We start from the raw sequence: 18,333 nt of genomic DNA, 5'->3' as shown, positions 1-18,333 counted from the left end.
CGAAACACCGGCTCTCTCCTAAAAATTAACTTTAGTCACTTTTTTTACAGTCGAGGGGTCCTTCTCCTGTTGCGCCCGCGCTTCCCAACGAAGGTCCGGGCGACGCGCTGCCAGCGTTTCGTCGACCCGTCCAACGACGGTCGTGACCGGCGCGGCGAACAATTCGTCCGGAGCGGAATGTGCCCGCGACACGATTTCTCGTAGCGCGCCGACGAACTCGTCGAGCGTTTCTTTCGACTCGGTTTCGGTCGGTTCGATCATCAAGCACTCGGGGACGATCAGCGGAAAATACATCGTTGGTGCCATGAACCCGCGGTCGAGCAGCGCCTTCGCGATGTCGAGCGCACGAACGCCGGTTTCTCGTTTGAGACTCTGGGCCGAAACGACGAACTCATGGCGGCAAATCTCGGCGTAGGGCGTTTCGAGAAACTCCGCGATCTTCACGCGCAGATAATTAGCATTCAGCACCGCCAGTTGCGAAACGCGCGTCAGCCCCTCGGCCCCGTTGGCGTAGATATATGCCAGGGCGCGCACGGCGTGCGCGAAGTTGGACCAGAACGAACGCACCGGACCGATCGATTTCGGCCGGTCGAAGTCCAAACGGAACGTCAGCCTGTCACTCGGCGCCCCGGATGCATCTCCGCCACGTTCGGTGGCTACCACGACCGGCGTCGGCAAATAGTCGACCAGGTGCGCGGCCACGCCGATCGGGCCGTGGCCCGCGCCGCCGCCGCCGTGCGGGATCGTAAACGTCTTGTGCGTGTTGAGGTGCATGAGGTCGAAGCCCATGTCGCCCGGTCGCGCGTTGCCCATCAACGCGTTCGCGTTCGCGCCGTCGTAGTACATCAATCCGCCCGCGGCGTGCACGACGGCGGCAACGGCGGCGATACTCTCTTCGAATAAACCCAGCGTATTAGGGTTGGTCATCATGCACACGGCCGTGTCGTCGCCGACAACCTGCGACAGCGCTTCGACGCTGACGCGTCCGCGCTCGTCGCTCGGCAACGAAATCACGTGGAATCCGCACATAGCGGCCGACGCCGGATTGGTTCCGTGCGCGGTGTCCGGAACGATCACCTTATCGCGCTTGGTTTCTCCACGATCGCGAAAATAGCGCTTAGCGATCAACAGCGCGGTGAGTTCGGCGTGTGCACCGGCCGCCGGATTGAGCGAAAACGCCGCCATCCCGAACAGCGAGCTGAGATTGCGTTCCAACTCGTACATTACCGCGAGGGCGCCTTGCGCGTACGCGTCCGGCGTGTACGGGTGTAGCTGCGCGAACTCGGGCTTGGCGGCCATCGCGTCGTTGATCCGCGGGTTGTACTTCATCGTACACGAACCCAGCGGATAAAACCCTAAGTCGATACCAAACGTTCGTTGCGACAGACGCGTGTAATGACGCACGACGTCCAGTTCGCTGTGATTCGGCAGCGGCAGATCGGCTCGAAGTGCTTCCGAAGGTAGAAAGCTTTCAAGCGGTTCGCCCGGCTCGACGTAACGGTTGGCGCGCCCCTCGCTGCCGAGTTCGAAAATGACGGGGGTTGCGGTACGGTCAGACGACGGCGCGGCCACGCGCTTCCTCCTCGAGTGCGGTTGCGAGCGCCGCGATGTCGCCGCTGGTGGTGAGTTCGGTCGCTGTGACGAGTGCGCAAGTGCGCAACTCTGTATAATACCGGCCCAAGTCGATTCCGCCCAGGATCTCACGACGCGCTAACGCGTCGAGCACGCCGGCCGCGGGCCGGTGGAAATCGACAACGAACTCGTTGAAGAACGGCGCGTTGAAGCGCAAGTCGATCCCGTCGATGCTCGACAGGGCGGTCGCGGCTTCGCGCGAGCGCTTACAGTTGAGCGATGCGACGTCGCGCAATCCGGACCGGCCCATCAACGCGAGGTAGATCGTTGCGATGAGGGCGCAGTGTGCTTGGTTAGTGCAGATGTTGGAGGTGGCGCGTTCGCGCCGGATATGCTGCTCGCGCGCCTGCAACGTCAACACGTAGGCGGTGCGTCCCGAATCGTCGACGCTCTTGCCTGCCAAACGTCCGGGAATGCGGCGTAAATGTTCTTTGGTGGCCGCGATAAAGCCGACGTACGGTCCGCCGTAGGCAACCGGCACGCCGAAGCTTTGTGCCTCGCCAGCGACGATGTTCGCGCCCCATTCCGAGGGTGGCGTGAGTGCCGCCAGCGACAATGCCTCGGCGACCACGGCGATGATGACTGTTTCGGATGCGCGCACCGCATCGGCAGTTTTTTTCGGTAGTGCGTCGACGCTACCAAAGAAATTCGGGGACTGGATCGCGATGGCCGCGTATTGGTTGCTCGCTACGGCGGCTTCGAGTGCGGCGAGATCGGTCGTCCCGTCTGCGGCGTAACCGACTTCATCGACCTCGACGTCGAGACCGTCGCAATACGTTTGTAGAACCGCGCGATAATTTGGATGCACGGCCCGCGACACGAGCACTTTGCGCCGCCCGGTCGCGTTGATCGCCATGATCGTGCTTTCGGCCAACGCCGTCGCCCCGTCGTATACGGATGCGTTCGAGACGTCCATCCCGGTGAGCAAGCAGATGTAGCTCTGCCACTCGTAGATCGCTTGCAAGTAGCCTTGCGACACTTCCGCCTGATAGGGCGTGTAGGCCGTAAGAAACTCGCCGCGCATGACCAGCGCGGAAATCGCAGGCGGTGCGTAATGACGGTACGCGCCGCCGCCCAGAAACGAGCGAAAGCCGACGCCGTCGTTGCGCTCGGCGATGCGATCGAAACGGCGGGCGAGCTGATATTCCGGCAGCGACGGAACGATATCGAGCGGATCGCGCAACGCGATGGCTTCGGGTACGCGCATCAACTCTTCGAGCGAACCAACACCGACGACGGCGAGCATCGCCTCGACGTCGGCGTCCGTATGTGGAGCGTACACTAGGCCGTAAGCCGCTCGTACTCGCCGGCATCGAGCAGACCTTCGGGAGGCGTTCCGCCTTCGAGCTTCACTTTGAAAAGCCAGCCGCTTCCAAACGGATCTTTGTTGACGGCGGCGGGATCGTTTTCCAACGTATCGTTGATCTCGACGACCTCTCCCGCGACCGGAGCGTACAAGTCCGAAACGGCCTTGACCGATTCCACCACGCCTGCGGTTCCAAATTGTTTGACGCCCGCGCCGACCTTCGGAAGCTCGACGTAGACGACGTCTCCCATCGAATCCGCGGCGTAATCGGTAATGCCGATGGTTGCCGTGTCGCCTTCGACGCGCACCCACTCGTGCTCTTTGCTGTACAACAGCTCTTCTGGCCGGCCCACTTTTCTACGTTCTCCTATTTGCTTGGCTGACTGCGCTTGTAAAATGGAAGCGGAACGACGGTCGCCGGATGCGACTTACCGCGAATTTCGACCTCGAGTTCGGTCCCGAGCGCGGCTGCGCCGGGATCGAGCAACGCCGTCGCAACGTTCTTGTTTTCGACCGACGGAGCGCGCGAACCGCTGCGAATGTCGCCCGCGTTTTGACCACCATGCTGCACGGCGTAACCTTCGCGCGCCGGCACGGGACCGGTCATGATCAAGCCCGCGATGCGCGAATAGTCGCCGGCCGCGACCTGCGCTTCGAGCGCGTCGCGACCCGTGAACGACTTATTCAATTTAACTGCCCAGCTTTGCCCGGCCTGAATCGGCGTGATCTCTTCGGTTAGCTCGTGGCCGTATAACGGCATGCCGGCTTCCAAGCGCAGCACGTCGCGCGAGCCCAGACCGCACGCCTCGAGGCCCTCGCCGGAATGGCGATCCAGCAGGTTTTTCCATAGTCCGGAGGCCGCATCGCCGTCGACGAACAGTTCGAAACCGTCTTCGCCGGTGTAACCGGTGCGGGCGAGAAGAGCGGGCACGCCGTCGACCGTCGTTTCGGTGCAAAAGTAGTATTTGAGCGCACCGATGTCCACCGGCACGTGACTCGCCAGCATCTCGACCGACTTCGGCCCTTGAATCGCGATGAGCGCGCGCTTCCCGTGAAAGCTTTGCAATTCGATGCCGTTTGCCGGCAACGCGTCGTTCAGCAGATCCCACATCTTGTCCACGTTAGCGCCGTTGACGACCAACAACCAGCGGCCGTCGAGCCGGTAAAAAATCGTGTCGTCGTGCGCGCCGCCGCGTTCGTTACAAAAGATGTTGTAGCGCGCTTGCCACGGTTTCATGGTGGCGACGGCGTTGGTGCACAAGCCGTCGGCCCATTCGGCGACCGCATCACCGGTCAGTTCGAATTGCCCCATGTGCGAAAGATCGAATAAGCCGGCCCGATGGCGCACGGCGGCGTGCTCCTGCAAAATGCCGGCGTACTGCACCGGCATCGAGAACCCCGCGTACGGCACCATCCGCGCCGCACCGGCGAGATGGCGATCGTGCAGTGCGGTTTGCCGCAACGAAGTGTCGCTGGTCATTTTGCGGCCTCCTCGACCGGTCGTTGGGGCTTCTCTTGCGGGTTCGTATTCAAGAAATTGAGCGTGGCGTGCGCGACGATTTTCTCGCCGCTGCGAACGTAGACTTCGCCATAGACGATGCGCCGCCCGGCCTTGAGCACGCGGGCTTCGGCCAACAAATCGTGCGGCGGACGCGCCGGCGCGAGAAAGTTACACTGCAGAGAGACCGTCGTCGTATCTTGATCGCGCCCAAAGATCGATGCGAGCGCGACGTAAAACACGGTATCGCACAAGCTTACGATCGCTCCGCCGTGGACGCCGCCGCTTCCGTTGGTGATTTCCGGCCGGAACGGCATGCGCATCACGGCACGTCCGTGCTCCACCTTTTCTAGCTTCAGATCGAGCAGCGCGACGAAATTTCCGCGCTCTTTCTCCCATGCGAACGGAGCCCGGTTAAAGTCGATGGCCATTTAAAACACGTCTCCCGGCGCGGCCAGTGCGCGACGTAAATACAGCGGCAGCGAAAAGAGCCGCCGATGCGTTTCGGCGTCGTAAAAGAAGCTTTCACCTTGCAGCGACGCGCAGTAGCGTTCGATAGTGGTCGCCTCTAGGGAGGCGACGTCGATGCGGTCGCTACAGGCCAAGAACGCCCAATCCGTATCGAAGGCGGGCACGTGTGTGTAAAACGACGCAACGTGAGCGTAATGGCGCCGCAAGGTGCGCGCCATCTTGCAATGCAGCGACGCGTTATGCACCGCGGCCGTGCTGGCTTGCAGAACGTAGACGCCGCCCGGCGCGAGGCGCGCCTTGATTAAGGCGAAAACGTCGTCGTTAAAAAGAATGTTGCTGGGCGAGTCCTCGAGCGGCTCGGTGAGATCCGAAACGATCGTTTGATAGGCTGCCGAGTCGTCGCGCATATACGCGAGCGCGTCGCCGACGATGACGCGCGCGCGCGAATCGTCGAACGCGCCGTCCGACCATTCCGGCAACAGCCGTTTCGCAAGATCGACCACGAGTCCATCGATGTCGACCATCGTGCACGTGCGTACGCCGGGTGCGCGCAATACTTCGCGCAGGGTCGCGCCTTCGCCGCCGCCCAGGATCAACACGTCGCGCACGTCGCCCGACGCGGCCAACGCCGGATGAACGAGCGTTTCGTGATAGATGCGCTCGTCGCGCTGAGAACTCTGCGTATCTCCGTCGAGAATCAACATTTTGCCGAAAACGGCGGATTCGACGACGGCCACTTGCTGAAACTCGGAATGGCCTTCGAACAGCGAGCGTTCGACGGCGTGATGGTGCTCCTCGCCGGGCGCGAAACGCTCGACGTACCATTGCCAATGTTCGGTTTTGGGCATTCCCGTCTCAGATTGGCCGCAGAAAAAAAGAACCCCGCCACTTGGCGGGGTTCTCGGACTCGCGACAGTTATTGGTTACTCGCAGACGCCCGCGACGATGAATTGTGCATGCGGAAGGTAGTAGAGGCTCCCGTCATTTGCCACTGACGGAAGTTCCAACGTGTTTCCTTTTGGTGCTGCGAATAGATTGTCTTCGGGCACCCAACCGCCTTTTTGGTACTCGGCGGGGAAGCACTTCTTTCCGGGAAACCCGTTCGTATCGACGATAGTGAACTTCGGCGTGTCGACCGGCTTAATCGTGGAGCCGCTGTTGTTGATCAGCTCGGCGTAGAGGAATGACTTGCCCCGGCACGGCCCTAATTTCCCTCTATAGAAGCAATCGTTTCCGTCGCCGTACAGCTTGAAGGCCTTGCCTCCGACCTTGCCGGTGATGTCACCCTTGCCGGTCGCATCACCCATAACGGCTTTGATGCCGCCTGCTGGGCCGCCGCTATTCTTGCTAAACACGGTCGTAATCTTGATGCCGTCGTACGGCTTGTATTTGCCAAGGAACACCGTCGTAGTCGCCGTCTCCTTGAGCGTGAACGCGACGCAGTTGCCGGCGAAATAGTACATCGGTGGACTGGTCTTTTCGCAAGCGGTCGGCGTCGGCGTCGCTTTTGCGGCAAGCATCGCCGTAGTTCCGTTGCTCGAAGCGAAACTTTGCGATGGGACGACGCCGCGACTTGCGCAAGCGCTCATCGCTGCGGCTGCAACGATCGCAGCGCCAATGGCTATGGTAGTGATACGCATCGGGAAAATTAACCTCACTGAATGGTGTGGGGAACCGTTGTGCGTCGACCTTTGACGGGTCGCACGCGATGCCTTCCGACGCAATCGCGCGCATGCTTATCGGTCGCCTATAAAGCGACGCTAGTCCATTTGTTTTTAGAAATACGAACGAAGGTTAACTTACGACGCCGATAAGACGCGTAAATCGTGATCGCGGCCGACCACGTGGGTGAACTCTCCGTCGCTCTTCTCGATCCCGCGCTTGAACTCGGTCGTCAATACGCTGCGCGCACTGAGAACTCGAGCTGCGTGTTCGCAAGCAAGCCAAGGGTCGGTATGATCGCCGCATGTATAAAAATCCATCGCGGCATAGCCCTTCTCGGGCCAGGTGTGGACCGATAGATGTGATTCGGCCAGGATCACCGTTCCGGAAACGCCTTGCGGCTCGAAACGATGGAAGGCGCTCTCCATAATAGTAGCGTTAGCGGCCTTTGCCGCCGCAACCATCATGGCAGCGATATCGTCGATGTCGGACAGAACGCGCGGGTCGCAACCCGAAAACTCGCACACAATGTGCCTACCGAGTGCCTTCAATTTGTACCAGGGTCTCCTTGACCTCGGGGGAATCCCACCTCCGGACTCGTCGGCTGGCGTCCGCTATGCGGTCACGTCCCCGACCTTTCGACGAGCTCTTGCCGGCGCTTTTGAGCGGTGCACGGGCGACTCGCCGCTATGGCGCGTAAGGGCGCGCCTTCCCTTTGAACCGTGGACCCCACCCAGGGTCCGGCGCCAATCATATCCCCTGCGCCCCCCCCTGTAAACCCCTTCTGCACAGGAAATCAGCAAGCGGCCCGCAGGGATTTTCAACTTCCTACTTCATTATCTTGACTATGTCTCCGCAGGGGGGTACGCTTACTTCGATATGGTGACACAACTCGAGACCCCGGTTTCCCCCGAAAATATCGGCGAAGACTACCGCCATGGGTTTCACGATCAGGAAAACTACGTCTTCAAATCCGACAAAGGCCTGACGCGAGAGATCGTCGCGCGCATCAGCGCCATGAAGGACGAGCCGCAATGGATGCTCGAGTTTCGCCTGCGCGCCTACGAACTGTTTTTGAGCAAGCCGATGCCGGCCTGGGGCGACACCGCCCGGCTGAATGAGATCGACTTCGCCGACATCCATTATTTCGTGCGCTCGACCGACCGAACCGAACGGTCCTGGGACGACGTCCCGGACGACATCAAGCGAACGTTCGATCGCTTAGGCATTCCGGAAGCGGAGCGTAAGTTTCTATCCGGCGTCTCGGCCCAGTACGAGTCCGAAGTCGTCTATCACAACACGAGCAAGGCGCTCGACGAGCAGGGCGTGCTGTTTTGCGACATGGACACGGCGGTCAAGAAGTATCCGGATATCGTCCGTAAGTATCTCGCAACCATCATTCCGCAGGGCGACAACAAGTTCTCTGCGCTCAACTCGGCCGTCTGGTCGGGCGGGTCGTTTATCTACGTGCCGCCGGGCGTCGAAGTCGCCATGCCGCTGCAGGCCTACTTCCGGATCAACGCCGAGAACATGGGCCAATTCGAACGGACCCTGATCATCGCCGACAAGGGTTCCAAAGTGCACTACATCGAGGGCTGCACGGCGCCGAAGTTTTCAACCTCGTCGCTGCATTCGGCGGTGGTAGAACTGGTCGCGATGGAAGATGCGTCGATCCGCTACACGACGATCCAAAATTGGTATCGCAACATCTTCAATCTCGTCACCAAGCGCGCGTTCGCGCACAAGAATGCGACGGTCGAATGGGTCGACGGCAACCTCGGCTCGCGGCTGACGATGAAGTACCCGGCTATCTACTTGATGGGCGAAGGCGCGCGCGGTGAAATTCTGTCGATGGCGTTTGCCGGCGACGGGCAGCATCAAGACGCGGGCGCGAAAGTGATTCACGCCGCACCCAACACGACGTCGGTCGTCACCAACAAGAGCGTGAGCGCGCATGGCGGCAAGACCACCTACCGCGGATTGGTCGAGATCTATCCGGGCGCGACCGGTGCGAAAACGCGCGTGCGCTGCGACGCCCTGATCATGGACGACCATTCGTCCAGCGACACCAAGCCGACGATGAAAATTCACGAACAGCGTTCGACCGTCGAACACGAAGCTAGCGTCAGTAAAATCGGCGAAGAGCAGTTGTTTTATGCGATGAGCCGCGGGCTCTCCGAGGCCGACGCGACCGCGATGATCGTCAACGGATTCTTCGACTTCTTCGTCAAGGAATTGCCGATGGAATATGCGGTCGAGCTAAACCGGCTCGTCAAGATGGAAATGGAAGGCGCCGTCGGCTAACGGTGCGGTCCGTCGCTAACGTTGCCGACATCGCGCCCGGCACGACCAGACGCGTCGTCGTAGACGGTCAAGAAATCCTTATCTGCAACGTCGATGGCAATTTCTTTGCGATCGAAGACGTCTGCTCGCACGATGGCGCTCCGCTCGATCAAGGCAAGCTGGATGGGAAATGCATCGTGTGCCCCCGGCATGGTGCAACCTTCGACGTTCGAACGGGCGAAGCGTTAACGCTTCCCGCGGTCATACCGCTCTCCACGTATGCCGTCGAATTGAAAGACGGCGAAATACTCGTCGGATGAGTTCGGACCCGACGTACTTCCAGCGGATCGTTTTCGAGAGCTCCGATTGCGTCAAGATTTTGGACGCCGGCGCGCGGCTCGTTTCGATCAACGAAAACGGCCGGACCGCGCTTTGTATCAAAAACTTCGCCGATGTTGCCGGTGCCGATTGGCGGATGTTCTGGACGGGCGAACACCGCTTAGCCGCCGACGACGCGATCGAAACTGCGCGCGGCGGCGGAGTCGGGCACTTCGTCGGCCGTTACGATGTCGAAGGCCGCGAACGGTGGTGGGACGTTACCGTCTCCTCGATGCCGGGCGAAGAGTGGCCGGAGCGGATGCTCGTAATCTCGCGCGACGTCACCGCGTTTCGCCTGCTCGAGGCGCACGAAGATCGCCGGCACGTTCAGATTGAAAAGCGGTTACGAGCGATCGACGCGGCGTCGACGCTGCTTTCGTCGTCGCTCGATTTTCAGGTGACGCTCTCGGCCATTGCGGATATCGCCGTCGACACGTTCGCGACGTTGTGCGCGATCCAGGCCGTCGACGAATTCGAAAAGCGCCAAGTCGTCGTCCGCTCTCGCCGGCCGGATGCCGGCGCGGCCACCGATGCACTACGCGCCGCACTGGATGCGAGGAGCCACGATGACGATTGGCTTTCGATCGATCGAACGTCGCCGCTCTTTGCCGGGACGCTCGGCGACTTGGACATCGCAACGACGCTAACCGTACCGATCGTCCACAACGGTGTCGCGAGCGGTGCGCTCACGCTCTTCGTCGACGAAGCGGATCGCCAGGCCGGATCGGCAGCGCTTTTCGACACGACGGATCGCCTGTTCGCAGAAGAACTTGGGCGGCGTGCCGGAGTGGCACTTGCCAACGCGCGATCCTTCGGACGAGAGCGTACCATCGCCGTCCGCATGCAAGAGTCGGCGTTGCCAAACGTCCTGCCTCGCATCGACCACCTGCATCTCAGTGCGGCGTACCGGCCGTCGAGTTCGGAATCGACCATCGGCGGCGATTGGTTCGACGCATTCGAGCTGTCGAACGGCCACGTCGCTCTGTCGATCGGCGACGTCGGCGGCCACGGCCTTGCGGCAGCCCTGATCATGACGAAGATTCGCCAAGCGATGCGGGTCGCAGCCTTGCTGGACCCGTCGGTTGGCTCGATGTTGCGTATCGCCGACCAAACGCTGCGCATGGATAACGACGACGTGTTCGCGACCGCCATCAGCGCGATCTACGATCCGGTCGCGCACCGCATGGAAATCGCCTCCGCGGGCCATCCAGGCCCGCTCGTGCGCTATCCCGACGGACGCGTCGAAGAGGTCGCCTCCTCCGCTCCGCTACTAGGTCTGGGGGACAGCTTTACAACCTCTCGGACGATCGAAACGGCAGCCGGTACGCTGGTCGTTTTCTTCACCGACGGGTTGATCGAGTTCGACCGGAACATCGACGCCGGATTCGCGCGCCTAGAATCGGCGCTCGCGGACCTCGGTGACGACACCGCACCAGATTTGGCACAGCGGATTCTGGACCGCGTGATCGGGCGGCGGCCCATCCCGGACGATGTCGCCGTTTTGACCGCGTATATCGCACCCGTACCTGCCACGGCCTGACGAACACCGGCGTTTACGCGTAACGCCGGTGTTCGTCACGGCGATAGCCGGCGATCGTCAACGCCCCAAAGATCGCGGCGTAGGCGCACAATCCAAGCGCCGGCCATAACCGGTTTCCCGGCGTTACGACGCTCCATAACAGCTCGCCGAACTGACGCGTCGGAAGAAACGGCGATATCGTTCGCACCACGCCCGGCAACTCGCTTGGCGACATCCACAAACCGCCGGCGTACGCAAGCAAGAGATTGCTGGCCGTAGCGATCGGAACGGCAGCGCGCGCGGCGCACCAATAGCCGATTGCCGTGCCGATCAACACGAACGGCACGCCGGCCAGCAGACAGAACGTCCCGGCTGCAAGCCACGCGGCCGCCGGCAAATGCAGCGGCGTCGCCGCCAGAGCCAGGATAGCAACGCAGCCCGCAGCCAGCGCACCGAACGCGAGCGCGCACACGATGCGCGCGAACAGGCGAACCAGCGTGCCCGCCGGCAGAACGCGCAAGAAGCGCTCCCACGGCCGTCCGCGATCGGCCGCTATACCGACGCCGAACTGATAGAGCGTCACGCCGACGATCGCCCACGCCATAAACGACAATGTTACGTATGCGGCGGTTTGCGAATCGTGCCGGGCGGCCGGAAGCGCGAATATCGCGAAAAACATCGCCGGAAAAACCACGGTCGGAACGACGTACCCGGGCGAGCGTATGAGATCCAGAATTGCGATACGGGCGTGGGCCCACGCGATACGAGTCGCGCTCATTGCTGCTCTCGCGTCAGAGCGAGAAACGCTTCTTCCAACGATGGCGCGGTCACCTCAAGTTGTGAGAACTCGTATCCGCCGCGGACCAACGCACGGACGTACGCATCGCTATCGGCCGTCAGCACTGTCGTACGCCCGTCTACATCGCTGGTCACTAGCGCGTCGTGCATCGCGTCGAGCGGCGCGCCGACGTAGCGGACTCGCCGCAAGCCAAACTTCGTGCGCAACGCGAGGGGGTCGCCGTCGAAACGAAGCCTTCCCCCATCGATGACCACGATGCGCGTCGCGGCGGCTTCGGCTTCTTCTAAATAGTGGGTCGAAAAGAGAATCGCCCGGCCATCGCGGTTGCGACGGACGAACTCCCACAAGCGGTGACGCGATTCGACATCGAGTCCGGCCGTCGGCTCGTCCAACACCACCAGCTCGGTGTCGCCCACGAAGGCCAGCGCCAAAGCTAGCCGCCGAGCTTGCCCCACCGACAACGATCCCGCCCGGCGTCCGCGCAAATCGCTTAAATTGAAATCCTCGAGCGTCTGGTCGATCGAGCGCGGCCGGCTATAGTGCACTGCCGTAAAGCGCAGGATCTCTTCGACTGTAAGTGCATCCGGAAAGCCGCTCTCTTGGGGGGTAACCCCGGCGTGGCGCCGCGCTGCAGCCTTTGTCGGCGGCTCGCCAAAGAGCTTGGCAATCCCGCGGTCGGGGCGTCGTAGTCCGAGCAGGATGTCGATCGCCGTCGTCTTCCCCGCGCCGTTGGGTCCCAAAATGCCAACGATCTCACCGGGATCGACGCCGAAAGACAAGCCGTTTAGGGCGCGAATCGGTCCGTAGGACTTGTCGACGTCGCGTAGCTCGACAATCATCGCAGGTACATAAGCGCAACCCATCGCCGGCGCCTGCGGAGGCGGTCGCGTATTTGACACGGACCCACGCGGCTGATATCGTACGTTGGTTATGTACGCGATCATCGAGACCGGCGGCAAGCAATTTAAAGTCGCCGAAGGCGACGTTATCCGCTGCGATATGCCTGCCGGAGCCGACGGCAACGACGTCAAGTTCGACCGGGTCATTCTGGCCGGTGCCGGCGCCGACGTCAAGATCGGCAGCCCAGTGCTGGACGGCGCAAGCGTCAGCGGCACCGTGCTCCGCCAGTCCAAAGACAAGAAGATTCTGGTTTTCCGCTATAAGCCGAAGAAGCGCGTGCGCAAGCTCAACGGCCACCGCCAGCCCTTCGCGGAAATCCGGATCGACAAAATCTCGCTGCCGTAAGGCCGCGATGCTCGAGGTTTCCTTTTTACGCGACGACCGCGGCCGACTGGCCGCGGTTCGTGCTTTTGGGCATGCCGATTTTGCGGTGGCGGGCGAGGACGTGGTCTGCGCCGGCGTTTCGGCGATCCTCCAGGCCGCCCGGCTCGGACTCGAGGAGCACGCCAAGATACCGCTCGAGGCGACACAGCAATCCGGCGAGCTGGAAATGGCTTGGCCGGCGGGCGTGCGCGACGATCCGGCGGTGGTGGCCATCGTCGAAACGGCCGAGTTAGCGGTGCGCCAGATCGCCGAACAGTTTCCCCAGCACGTCCATATCGTGCACGCCCGACGGGGCGGTGCAACAACCCGGCCGAATGCGGGTAAGTAGGTCAGCAGTTGCAAGGAGAATACAATGTCGGAATCATTTCGTTCGTCGCCCCCCCAACAGCAGTGGAGTTCGCCGAACGGTAACGGGCATCAGGGCGACGCTCAGGACGAGCATCGCAACGACGAGGTCGAAGGCGCCGAAGTCGGACGCGCGCTGGTTGTCGGGCTGCTTGGCGGCCTCTTGTCGGCCGCAGGCTACATGATCTATCGCCGCTTGCCGGACGAGCAAAAAGATCGCATCAACGGTCAGGTTCGCACCTTGGTGCAGCAACGCATCAGCGAACTGCGCCAAAACTTCAACATCTAACGACGAATCGGCCCGTCATCCCGGGCCGATAATCCAACTCCCGATCCACATTCGCTGGTGCCATTGGTTCCACGCGATGCCATGTGCCGAAAGAATCGGGTAGAAATACACGAACGCCGCAACCGCGATCGAAACGTACGCCGCCACCACGGCGCCTGCGAACGATCGCCTTTCCGCGCGCCGTCCCCACAGCCAGGTGCGTTGCAGCACGATCGCGTTGCACAGACAGATCAGCGGAATGTCTACGTAAAAGTGGTACGCGAACGTGATGCGCGGCGATCGCATCCAGGGTAGCCACTGCAACAAATACGTCAGCACGATCAGCACGTAGGCCTTGTTGCGTTCGCGCCAGGCCAGCACGGCGACGATCGGCACGCACACCAGCCCGAACCACAAAATCATCGGATTGGGCATCGACGTTACTTCTTCTATGCAACAGCCGGCCGGATTCGATGTGTCCGCGCGCCGATCGCTGTAGTAGTACGCAACCGGCACCAAATCCAACGGCCACTCCCACCACTTCGATGAATACGGATGCGTCGCGTTGCGCACCGTGACGTCGTGATACTCGAACATCGAATATTGCCGGTACACGACGTCGTTGAGGCTGTGAACCTCGTTGGGATCGGGCGAGTGGCGCGCGAGATCCGGCACCCACACCAGCGCGTATACCGTGGCCGAGATCAAAACGATCGTAGCCAATGCTACGTCCAATCGAAACCCGCGCGGATTGCCCCATAACGCCGGCCGGCATTTCCACACGAAACGCTGCAATCCGACGCCGATCAGCACCAAGAAGCTCACCCCGAAACCCATCACGCCGTACCACTTGCTGCTCACCAGACAGCCCAGCGCGATGGTGAACAACACGAGCCACAGCGTCGACGCCCGTCCGGATTCCGTTCCGCTTTGCGATACGATCGCGCCGCCGGCGTAGGTCGCGGTTCCGGCCGGCGTCGCATAACGCACGCTCGGGCCGCGCCGGTACTCGATTCGCAACTCGTCGTCGTCGTAGGACAGCACGCCGCCGCGATTGCTCGAGCGGGCGCCGCGCACGATCCTGCCGCGGTCGTCGATCGTCCCGCCGTCGGGCGCGTACAGCGTCGTTCCGGCGGTGTTGGTTAACGCGTACGATCCATCGGCGAACGTCTGCTCGCGGCCGGCGCCGAACATCCGCTCGAACGCGACGCTTCGAATCGCCAGGTACGCGCCGCACGCAATGTATAACGCGGCCAATACCGTCGTTGCCGTATCGAACGCCCAGATACGTTGCCCGAGGAGCGCGCCGATCGAACCGGCCGCCATGGCAACGCCGCCGGCCGCAGCAAACGCCCATCGCGGCACCCTTACGTGGCGGCCTTCGCTCGCTTGGGAAGCCAGCCAGAAGCGATAGAACGCGTAGGTCGCCAGCGTTGCAAAAAATACGACGAAGCCTTCGGGCGTCGCGATACGCGATTGAACGAAATGCATACCGTCGCAGATCAGTAGCAGCGCCGCGATTCCAGCAAACATCGTCGAACCGGTGACGCGTTTGGCGAACGCGTACAGCAGCATTACGACCAGCGCGCCGAATACCACGTCCAGAAAACGCCAGCCGTACGGAGTGTCTCCGTGTGCCAACCCGCCGAAGAGCATCATCGACAGCGTCACCAACAACTTACTCAGCGGCGGATGCGTGTTTTCGTAGATGCGAAAATTCTGGAGATACTCTTCGCCGGCACGCGCGAAGTACAACTCGTCGAAGATGCCGCAGTGCCGAATGCTGCCCATCGTCCAGCACGAACTTCCGTCCGGGCGCCAATAATTAACGAACGACAAGACGAAACTGCCAGCGCCGAGCGCACCCATCACGATATAATCGAGCGGAACGCGCAGCGCCGTTAGCCCTTCGGCGGGATCGAACCACCGGCGACCGCCCGCGCGCGCAGGCCTCGCGTCGGCTACCTGTTCCGCACCCAAGAACTGGTAACCCAGCCAAAAAAAAGTGCCGACGGCCAACAGCGCAAAGACCGTCGTCGCAGCTCCCCAAAGGTTGTGCGTGTCGACGCCGGCCAGCGGAAATTGCATCGCGTGCAAATATTGCAACGCGTATTGCAGGTTGGCGAACAGCACCACGGTCAGCACGATCGCACCCCACAGGTAGCGGGTCGCGAACGGTATGCACGCAATCGTAAACAACAAGCCGTCGAACGAATAGCGCTCGTGCATGCGCGTCGAAAGCACGAAAAAAGCCAACGTCGCGATCGCGCAGCTCTCCAGGAGCGCGCGCGAGGTCTTGGTCTGCACGTATCGCCACAGCACCAAGCCCAATGCTCCGGCGAGCAAAACCAAGCCCCACACGTATTGCGGTCCGAGCGGAAGCCCGCCGAACGCGGTGATTGGTGTGGTATCGGGTTGCCAGAGTTGGCCGCGAATCGCCCACAGATTGAATGCGTTGACCGAGTTGAACGCGTAGATGCTCGAGCCGAACGCATATCGCTGCAACAGCCACGCCAGCGCTTCGACCGGATTGCCGGGATGGAACGGTTCGGTTAATGCAATCGCCAGAAGCAATCCGAGCAGGATGCCGATCGAGCTTGCAACGGCGCGCGAACGGCGCCGCACCGGATCGACGAACGCAAACGCCAGCATGAACGGCAGCACCACCGCGGCTTGCGGCTTGATCAACAGCGAAGACGCGATAACCAGCCATGCCGCCACGATCCACCAACCGATGCGATCGGACGGCGCGTCGTCGGAACGCAGCAAGCAATAGATGGCGAGCAATGCCAACCCCGCAGCGACCGAGTCGACCTGGCCCCACGCCGCGGAGTTGTAGATAACCGCCGGATTGAGCAGATAGAGCGCGGCCGCGCCCAGCGCCCATCCGGTCGACGCGAAACGCCGAGTTAGCGCGTACAGCAAGATGCCGGCGCATGCATCGGCAACGATTGCCGGCAGTTTCACCAACAGCGCGAGCACGACGTAGTGTCCGGAATCGCCGGCTTTAAAGAAGGCTTCCCAAACGTGTCCGAGCGCGGCCAGCACGTAGAGATAGCCAGGCGGATAATCGGCGAAACCGGCGCCGGCATAAAAATTCGCGAAGCCACGTTCGGCCAGCGACGTCGCCCAGAACTCGAACGTCGATAGATCGGTCGTGAATCCGCGATCCGAAATCAGCCCGAAGCGCAGCACGAAGCCGGCGGCGACCACGCCTGCCAGGACCCAGGGGAACCGCTTCAAGCCGTTTGTGCGGGAGCCGGCGCCGGCGTTCGGATGCTCGTCGCCGTTGAAAGTGGGGCGGCGACCTGGCCGACGAGCAAGCACGCCAGCATACCGATGGCGATCAACGCCGGCATGACGGTCTCGGACGGCCGCCTCGCGTGCGCCACGCCCGCGACGCTATGCGCACGTGCGCGGATCGCCGCAAGGTTCGGCGCGGGTTCTCGCACCGCTACGATGTCGTACACGTAGGCCTCGATCTCAGACCGCATCCAACACCATACCTTCGAACGGCAGCGCGTCCGTGTCGTCGCTTAATAAGCGCCCTAAACGCTTACGTGCTCGAAATAGATGAAAGCGCACCGAGCCGTGCGGTATACCGAGTACGCTCGCTATTTCGGCGCCGCTGAGGCCGGCGTAAAAATGCAGCACCGTAACCGTGCGCTGCGACGGCGAAAGCTTGGCCAGCGCCGCCGCGAGATCTAAACGAACGACCGCGCGTTCCACGTCGCCGCTCCTCAACGCAGGTTGCGTCTCGCACGCGCCGCGCTGCGCGAGTCGTCGAATACGACACGCTTCGCGCACGACGATGCGGTAGAACCACACTTTGAACGACGCGCCGTCGCGCAAGCCGGCCACGCGAGCGTACACGATCGCACAGGCTTCTTGTGCCGCGTCTTCGGCCAGCGTCGCATCGTGCAACACCGTGAGCGCGATCCGGAACGCATGCGGCCACACTTCGCGGATCAGCGCCTCCAGGTGCTCCGCGCCGCCCGTTCGAGCGGCTTCGACGATCTCGAGCCTCATCGCACAATAGAGGCCGTTCGGCGGCAGAATGTTAGCCCGCGTATCCCAATTCGGCGGGCACTTTCCAACAAGTGAAACGATTCGCCGCCGCATTCTGCGGCTTCGCCGCCCTGTTTCCGTCGCTGCCGGCGCGCGCCGATACGCCGATCGTCGATTCGTACGCGCTGGCTTTGCGCTATTTCAATCCGCAGTTGAACCCCGGCGAATCGGAGTCGCTGGCGACTGCGGCCATCCAACAAGCCGACGCGCAGCGCTTGGACGCGCGCCTGCTGGTCGCGCTGATCGCGGTCGAGTCGTGTTGGAATCCATCGGCCGTTTCGCCGGCCGGGGCGCGCGGTTTGGGTCAGCTGATGCCCGAAACCGCCGCTGGTCTGCGCACCGATCCGGACGATCCGTACGCCAACATCGCTGCAGCCGCGCGCTATCTGCGTGACCTGATCGATCGGTTCCGCAGTCGCGGAGCGTACCGGTATCCGTTGGCGTTGGCGGCTTATAACGCCGGCCCGGGCGCCGTCGCACGCTATGGGGGCATTCCGCCGTACGCGGAAACGCGCGATTACGTAGCGCGCGTACTCAGGCTTTGGCGTCGCCTGGCGGGGTGGTAGGCGCCGGAAGCGTGCGTTCGGGCTCCGGGGGCTCATATGCGGGCGCGGGAGGAGGCGGCGCGTGCTCGGAGGCGTCGGCCGCCCGCTCCATCTCGGAGACGAAGGACGCCGACGTGTTCTGCACCTCGCGCATAAAACGGCCGGCTTGTCGCATCATCTTGGGCAAACGGTCCGGTCCGAACAGCAGCAGGGCCAGGACCGAAACCACCGCGATATCGGGGAGCGAGAACATAGCCGGATTTCTGCGGTGCGAA

At 62.0% G+C, this 18,333-nt stretch carries 21 protein-coding genes; 7 read left to right on the top strand and 14 right to left on the bottom strand.

Translation table 11 applies throughout. The features are described 5' to 3' along the window. Positions 1–18: 18 nt before the first annotated feature. From gcvPB to speD, 8 genes are all read right to left on the bottom strand, one after another. On the bottom strand, positions 19–1,572 hold the full coding sequence (gene gcvPB / locus VGF98_15400; GenBank protein ID HEY1683032.1) for an aminomethyl-transferring glycine dehydrogenase subunit GcvPB: 1,554 nt from the start codon (positions 1,570–1,572) through the stop codon (positions 19–21). Then, on the bottom strand, positions 1,553–2,914 hold the full coding sequence (gene gcvPA, locus VGF98_15395) for an aminomethyl-transferring glycine dehydrogenase subunit GcvPA (GenBank protein HEY1683031.1): 1,362 nt from the start codon (positions 2,912–2,914) through the stop codon (positions 1,553–1,555). Before gcvPA ends, gcvPB begins: the two co-directional genes overlap by 20 nt. Continuing rightward, complete coding sequence (gcvH, locus tag VGF98_15390; GenBank protein HEY1683030.1) at positions 2,914–3,291, bottom strand: glycine cleavage system protein GcvH; 378 nt, start codon at positions 3,289–3,291, stop codon at positions 2,914–2,916. The genes gcvPA and gcvH overlap by 1 nt, the downstream gene beginning before the upstream one ends. 14 nt (positions 3,292–3,305) lie before the next feature. Beyond that, entirely contained in the window at positions 3,306–4,418 is a 1,113-nt protein-coding gene (gcvT, locus tag VGF98_15385) for a glycine cleavage system aminomethyltransferase GcvT (GenBank protein HEY1683029.1), read from the bottom strand. Beyond that, positions 4,415–4,867 carry a PaaI family thioesterase gene (locus tag VGF98_15380; GenBank protein HEY1683028.1) on the bottom strand — a complete coding sequence of 151 codons (453 nt, stop codon included), beginning with the start codon at positions 4,865–4,867 and terminating at the stop codon, positions 4,415–4,417. Before VGF98_15380 ends, gcvT begins: the two co-directional genes overlap by 4 nt. After that, complete coding sequence (locus VGF98_15375) at positions 4,868–5,755, bottom strand: hypothetical protein (protein ID HEY1683027.1); 888 nt, start codon at positions 5,753–5,755, stop codon at positions 4,868–4,870. A gap of 75 nt (positions 5,756–5,830) precedes the next feature. Beyond that, entirely contained in the window at positions 5,831–6,547 is a 717-nt protein-coding gene (locus tag VGF98_15370; GenBank protein HEY1683026.1) for a hypothetical protein, read from the bottom strand. 159 nt (positions 6,548–6,706) lie between these two features. Continuing rightward, positions 6,707–7,120, bottom strand: coding sequence for an adenosylmethionine decarboxylase (gene speD, locus VGF98_15365; GenBank protein HEY1683025.1), 414 nt, complete (start codon positions 7,118–7,120; stop codon positions 6,707–6,709). A gap of 328 nt (positions 7,121–7,448) precedes the next feature. On the opposite strand from speD, the gene sufB reads away from it, so the two are divergent. From sufB to VGF98_15350, 3 genes are read left to right on the top strand one after another with little or no spacing between them, the layout of a single operon-like run. Next, positions 7,449–8,873, top strand: a complete 1,425-nt coding sequence (gene sufB / locus VGF98_15360; protein HEY1683024.1) for a Fe-S cluster assembly protein SufB — start codon at positions 7,449–7,451, stop codon at positions 8,871–8,873. A gap of 2 nt (positions 8,874–8,875) precedes the next feature. Further along, a complete protein-coding gene (locus VGF98_15355; GenBank protein ID HEY1683023.1) occupies positions 8,876–9,172 on the top strand; it encodes a non-heme iron oxygenase ferredoxin subunit in 297 nt (98 codons plus the stop codon). Beyond that, the gene (locus tag VGF98_15350; protein ID HEY1683022.1) at positions 9,169–10,770 is read left to right on the top strand and encodes a SpoIIE family protein phosphatase; all 1,602 of its coding nucleotides are present in this window, start codon (positions 9,169–9,171) and stop codon (positions 10,768–10,770) included. The genes VGF98_15355 and VGF98_15350 overlap by 4 nt, the downstream gene beginning before the upstream one ends. Positions 10,771–10,783: 13 nt before the next feature. Here the strand turns inward: VGF98_15350 and VGF98_15345 are convergent, their stop codons facing one another. Both VGF98_15345 and VGF98_15340 read right to left on the bottom strand, forming a co-directional pair. Then, positions 10,784–11,527: an ABC transporter permease gene (locus VGF98_15345; GenBank protein ID HEY1683021.1), complete on the bottom strand. Its 744-nt coding sequence runs from the start codon at positions 11,525–11,527 to the stop codon at positions 10,784–10,786. Beyond that, entirely contained in the window at positions 11,524–12,387 is an 864-nt protein-coding gene (locus VGF98_15340) for an ABC transporter ATP-binding protein (protein HEY1683020.1), read from the bottom strand. The genes VGF98_15345 and VGF98_15340 overlap by 4 nt, the downstream gene beginning before the upstream one ends. Positions 12,388–12,478: 91 nt before the next feature. Between VGF98_15340 and rplU the strand changes: the two genes are divergently transcribed. From rplU to VGF98_15325, 3 genes are read left to right on the top strand one after another with little or no spacing between them, the layout of a single operon-like run. Further along, positions 12,479–12,793: a 50S ribosomal protein L21 gene (gene rplU / locus VGF98_15335; GenBank protein ID HEY1683019.1), complete on the top strand. Its 315-nt coding sequence runs from the start codon at positions 12,479–12,481 to the stop codon at positions 12,791–12,793. Positions 12,794–12,800: 7 nt separating this feature from the next. Continuing rightward, a complete protein-coding gene (locus VGF98_15330; GenBank protein ID HEY1683018.1) occupies positions 12,801–13,160 on the top strand; it encodes a ribosomal-processing cysteine protease Prp in 360 nt (119 codons plus the stop codon). Positions 13,161–13,184: 24 nt separating this feature from the next. Further along, entirely contained in the window at positions 13,185–13,466 is a 282-nt protein-coding gene (locus VGF98_15325) for a hypothetical protein (GenBank protein HEY1683017.1), read from the top strand. Between the two features lie 15 nt (positions 13,467–13,481). On the opposite strand, the gene VGF98_15320 is transcribed toward VGF98_15325, so the two are convergent. The 3 genes from VGF98_15320 to VGF98_15310 are packed head-to-tail and all read right to left on the bottom strand — an operon-like array spanning position 13,482 to position 17,474. Beyond that, positions 13,482–16,688 (bottom strand): glycosyltransferase family 39 protein, encoded by a 3,207-nt coding sequence (locus VGF98_15320; GenBank protein ID HEY1683016.1) that lies wholly within the window; start codon positions 16,686–16,688, stop codon positions 13,482–13,484. Continuing rightward, the gene (locus tag VGF98_15315; protein ID HEY1683015.1) at positions 16,685–16,939 is read right to left on the bottom strand and encodes a hypothetical protein; all 255 of its coding nucleotides are present in this window, start codon (positions 16,937–16,939) and stop codon (positions 16,685–16,687) included. Before VGF98_15315 ends, VGF98_15320 begins: the two co-directional genes overlap by 4 nt. Further along, entirely contained in the window at positions 16,929–17,474 is a 546-nt protein-coding gene (locus VGF98_15310) for an RNA polymerase sigma factor (protein ID HEY1683014.1), read from the bottom strand. Before VGF98_15310 ends, VGF98_15315 begins: the two co-directional genes overlap by 11 nt. Positions 17,475–17,545: 71 nt before the next feature. On the opposite strand from VGF98_15310, the gene VGF98_15305 reads away from it, so the two are divergent. Further along, positions 17,546–18,079: a lytic transglycosylase domain-containing protein gene (locus VGF98_15305; GenBank protein ID HEY1683013.1), complete on the top strand. Its 534-nt coding sequence runs from the start codon at positions 17,546–17,548 to the stop codon at positions 18,077–18,079. Here VGF98_15305 and VGF98_15300 read toward each other — a convergent pair. Further along, entirely contained in the window at positions 18,048–18,311 is a 264-nt protein-coding gene (locus VGF98_15300) for a twin-arginine translocase TatA/TatE family subunit (GenBank protein HEY1683012.1), read from the bottom strand. The two genes, VGF98_15305 and VGF98_15300, sit on opposite strands and share 32 nt — an antisense overlap. Between the last annotated feature and the right edge of the window lie 22 nt (positions 18,312–18,333).

Source organism: Candidatus Tumulicola sp., assembly GCA_036490475.1.
Classification (GTDB): domain Bacteria; phylum Vulcanimicrobiota; class Vulcanimicrobiia; order Vulcanimicrobiales; family Vulcanimicrobiaceae; genus Tumulicola.
This window is presented reverse-complemented; position numbering and strand designations above follow the sequence as displayed.

Coding starts and splice junctions, on each gene's coding strand:
- rplU (HEY1683019.1), top strand. CDS start 12,479: ATGTACGCGATCATCGAGACCGGCGGCAAGCAATTTAAAGTCGCCGAA.
- VGF98_15330 (HEY1683018.1), top strand. CDS start 12,801: ATGCTCGAGGTTTCCTTTTTACGCGACGACCGCGGCCGACTGGCCGCG.
- VGF98_15350 (HEY1683022.1), top strand. CDS start 9,169: ATGAGTTCGGACCCGACGTACTTCCAGCGGATCGTTTTCGAGAGCTCC.
- VGF98_15370 (HEY1683026.1), bottom strand. CDS start 6,547: ATGCGTATCACTACCATAGCCATTGGCGCTGCGATCGTTGCAGCCGCA.
- VGF98_15300 (HEY1683012.1), bottom strand. CDS start 18,311: ATGTTCTCGCTCCCCGATATCGCGGTGGTTTCGGTCCTGGCCCTGCTG.
- gcvT (HEY1683029.1), bottom strand. CDS start 4,418: ATGACCAGCGACACTTCGTTGCGGCAAACCGCACTGCACGATCGCCAT.
- VGF98_15315 (HEY1683015.1), bottom strand. CDS start 16,939: ATGCGGTCTGAGATCGAGGCCTACGTGTACGACATCGTAGCGGTGCGA.
- VGF98_15325 (HEY1683017.1), top strand. CDS start 13,185: ATGTCGGAATCATTTCGTTCGTCGCCCCCCCAACAGCAGTGGAGTTCG.
- sufB (HEY1683024.1), top strand. CDS start 7,449: ATGGTGACACAACTCGAGACCCCGGTTTCCCCCGAAAATATCGGCGAA.
- VGF98_15345 (HEY1683021.1), bottom strand. CDS start 11,527: ATGAGCGCGACTCGTATCGCGTGGGCCCACGCCCGTATCGCAATTCTG.
- VGF98_15380 (HEY1683028.1), bottom strand. CDS start 4,867: ATGGCCATCGACTTTAACCGGGCTCCGTTCGCATGGGAGAAAGAGCGC.
- VGF98_15375 (HEY1683027.1), bottom strand. CDS start 5,755: ATGCCCAAAACCGAACATTGGCAATGGTACGTCGAGCGTTTCGCGCCC.
- VGF98_15340 (HEY1683020.1), bottom strand. CDS start 12,387: ATGATTGTCGAGCTACGCGACGTCGACAAGTCCTACGGACCGATTCGC.
- VGF98_15310 (HEY1683014.1), bottom strand. CDS start 17,474: ATGAGGCTCGAGATCGTCGAAGCCGCTCGAACGGGCGGCGCGGAGCAC.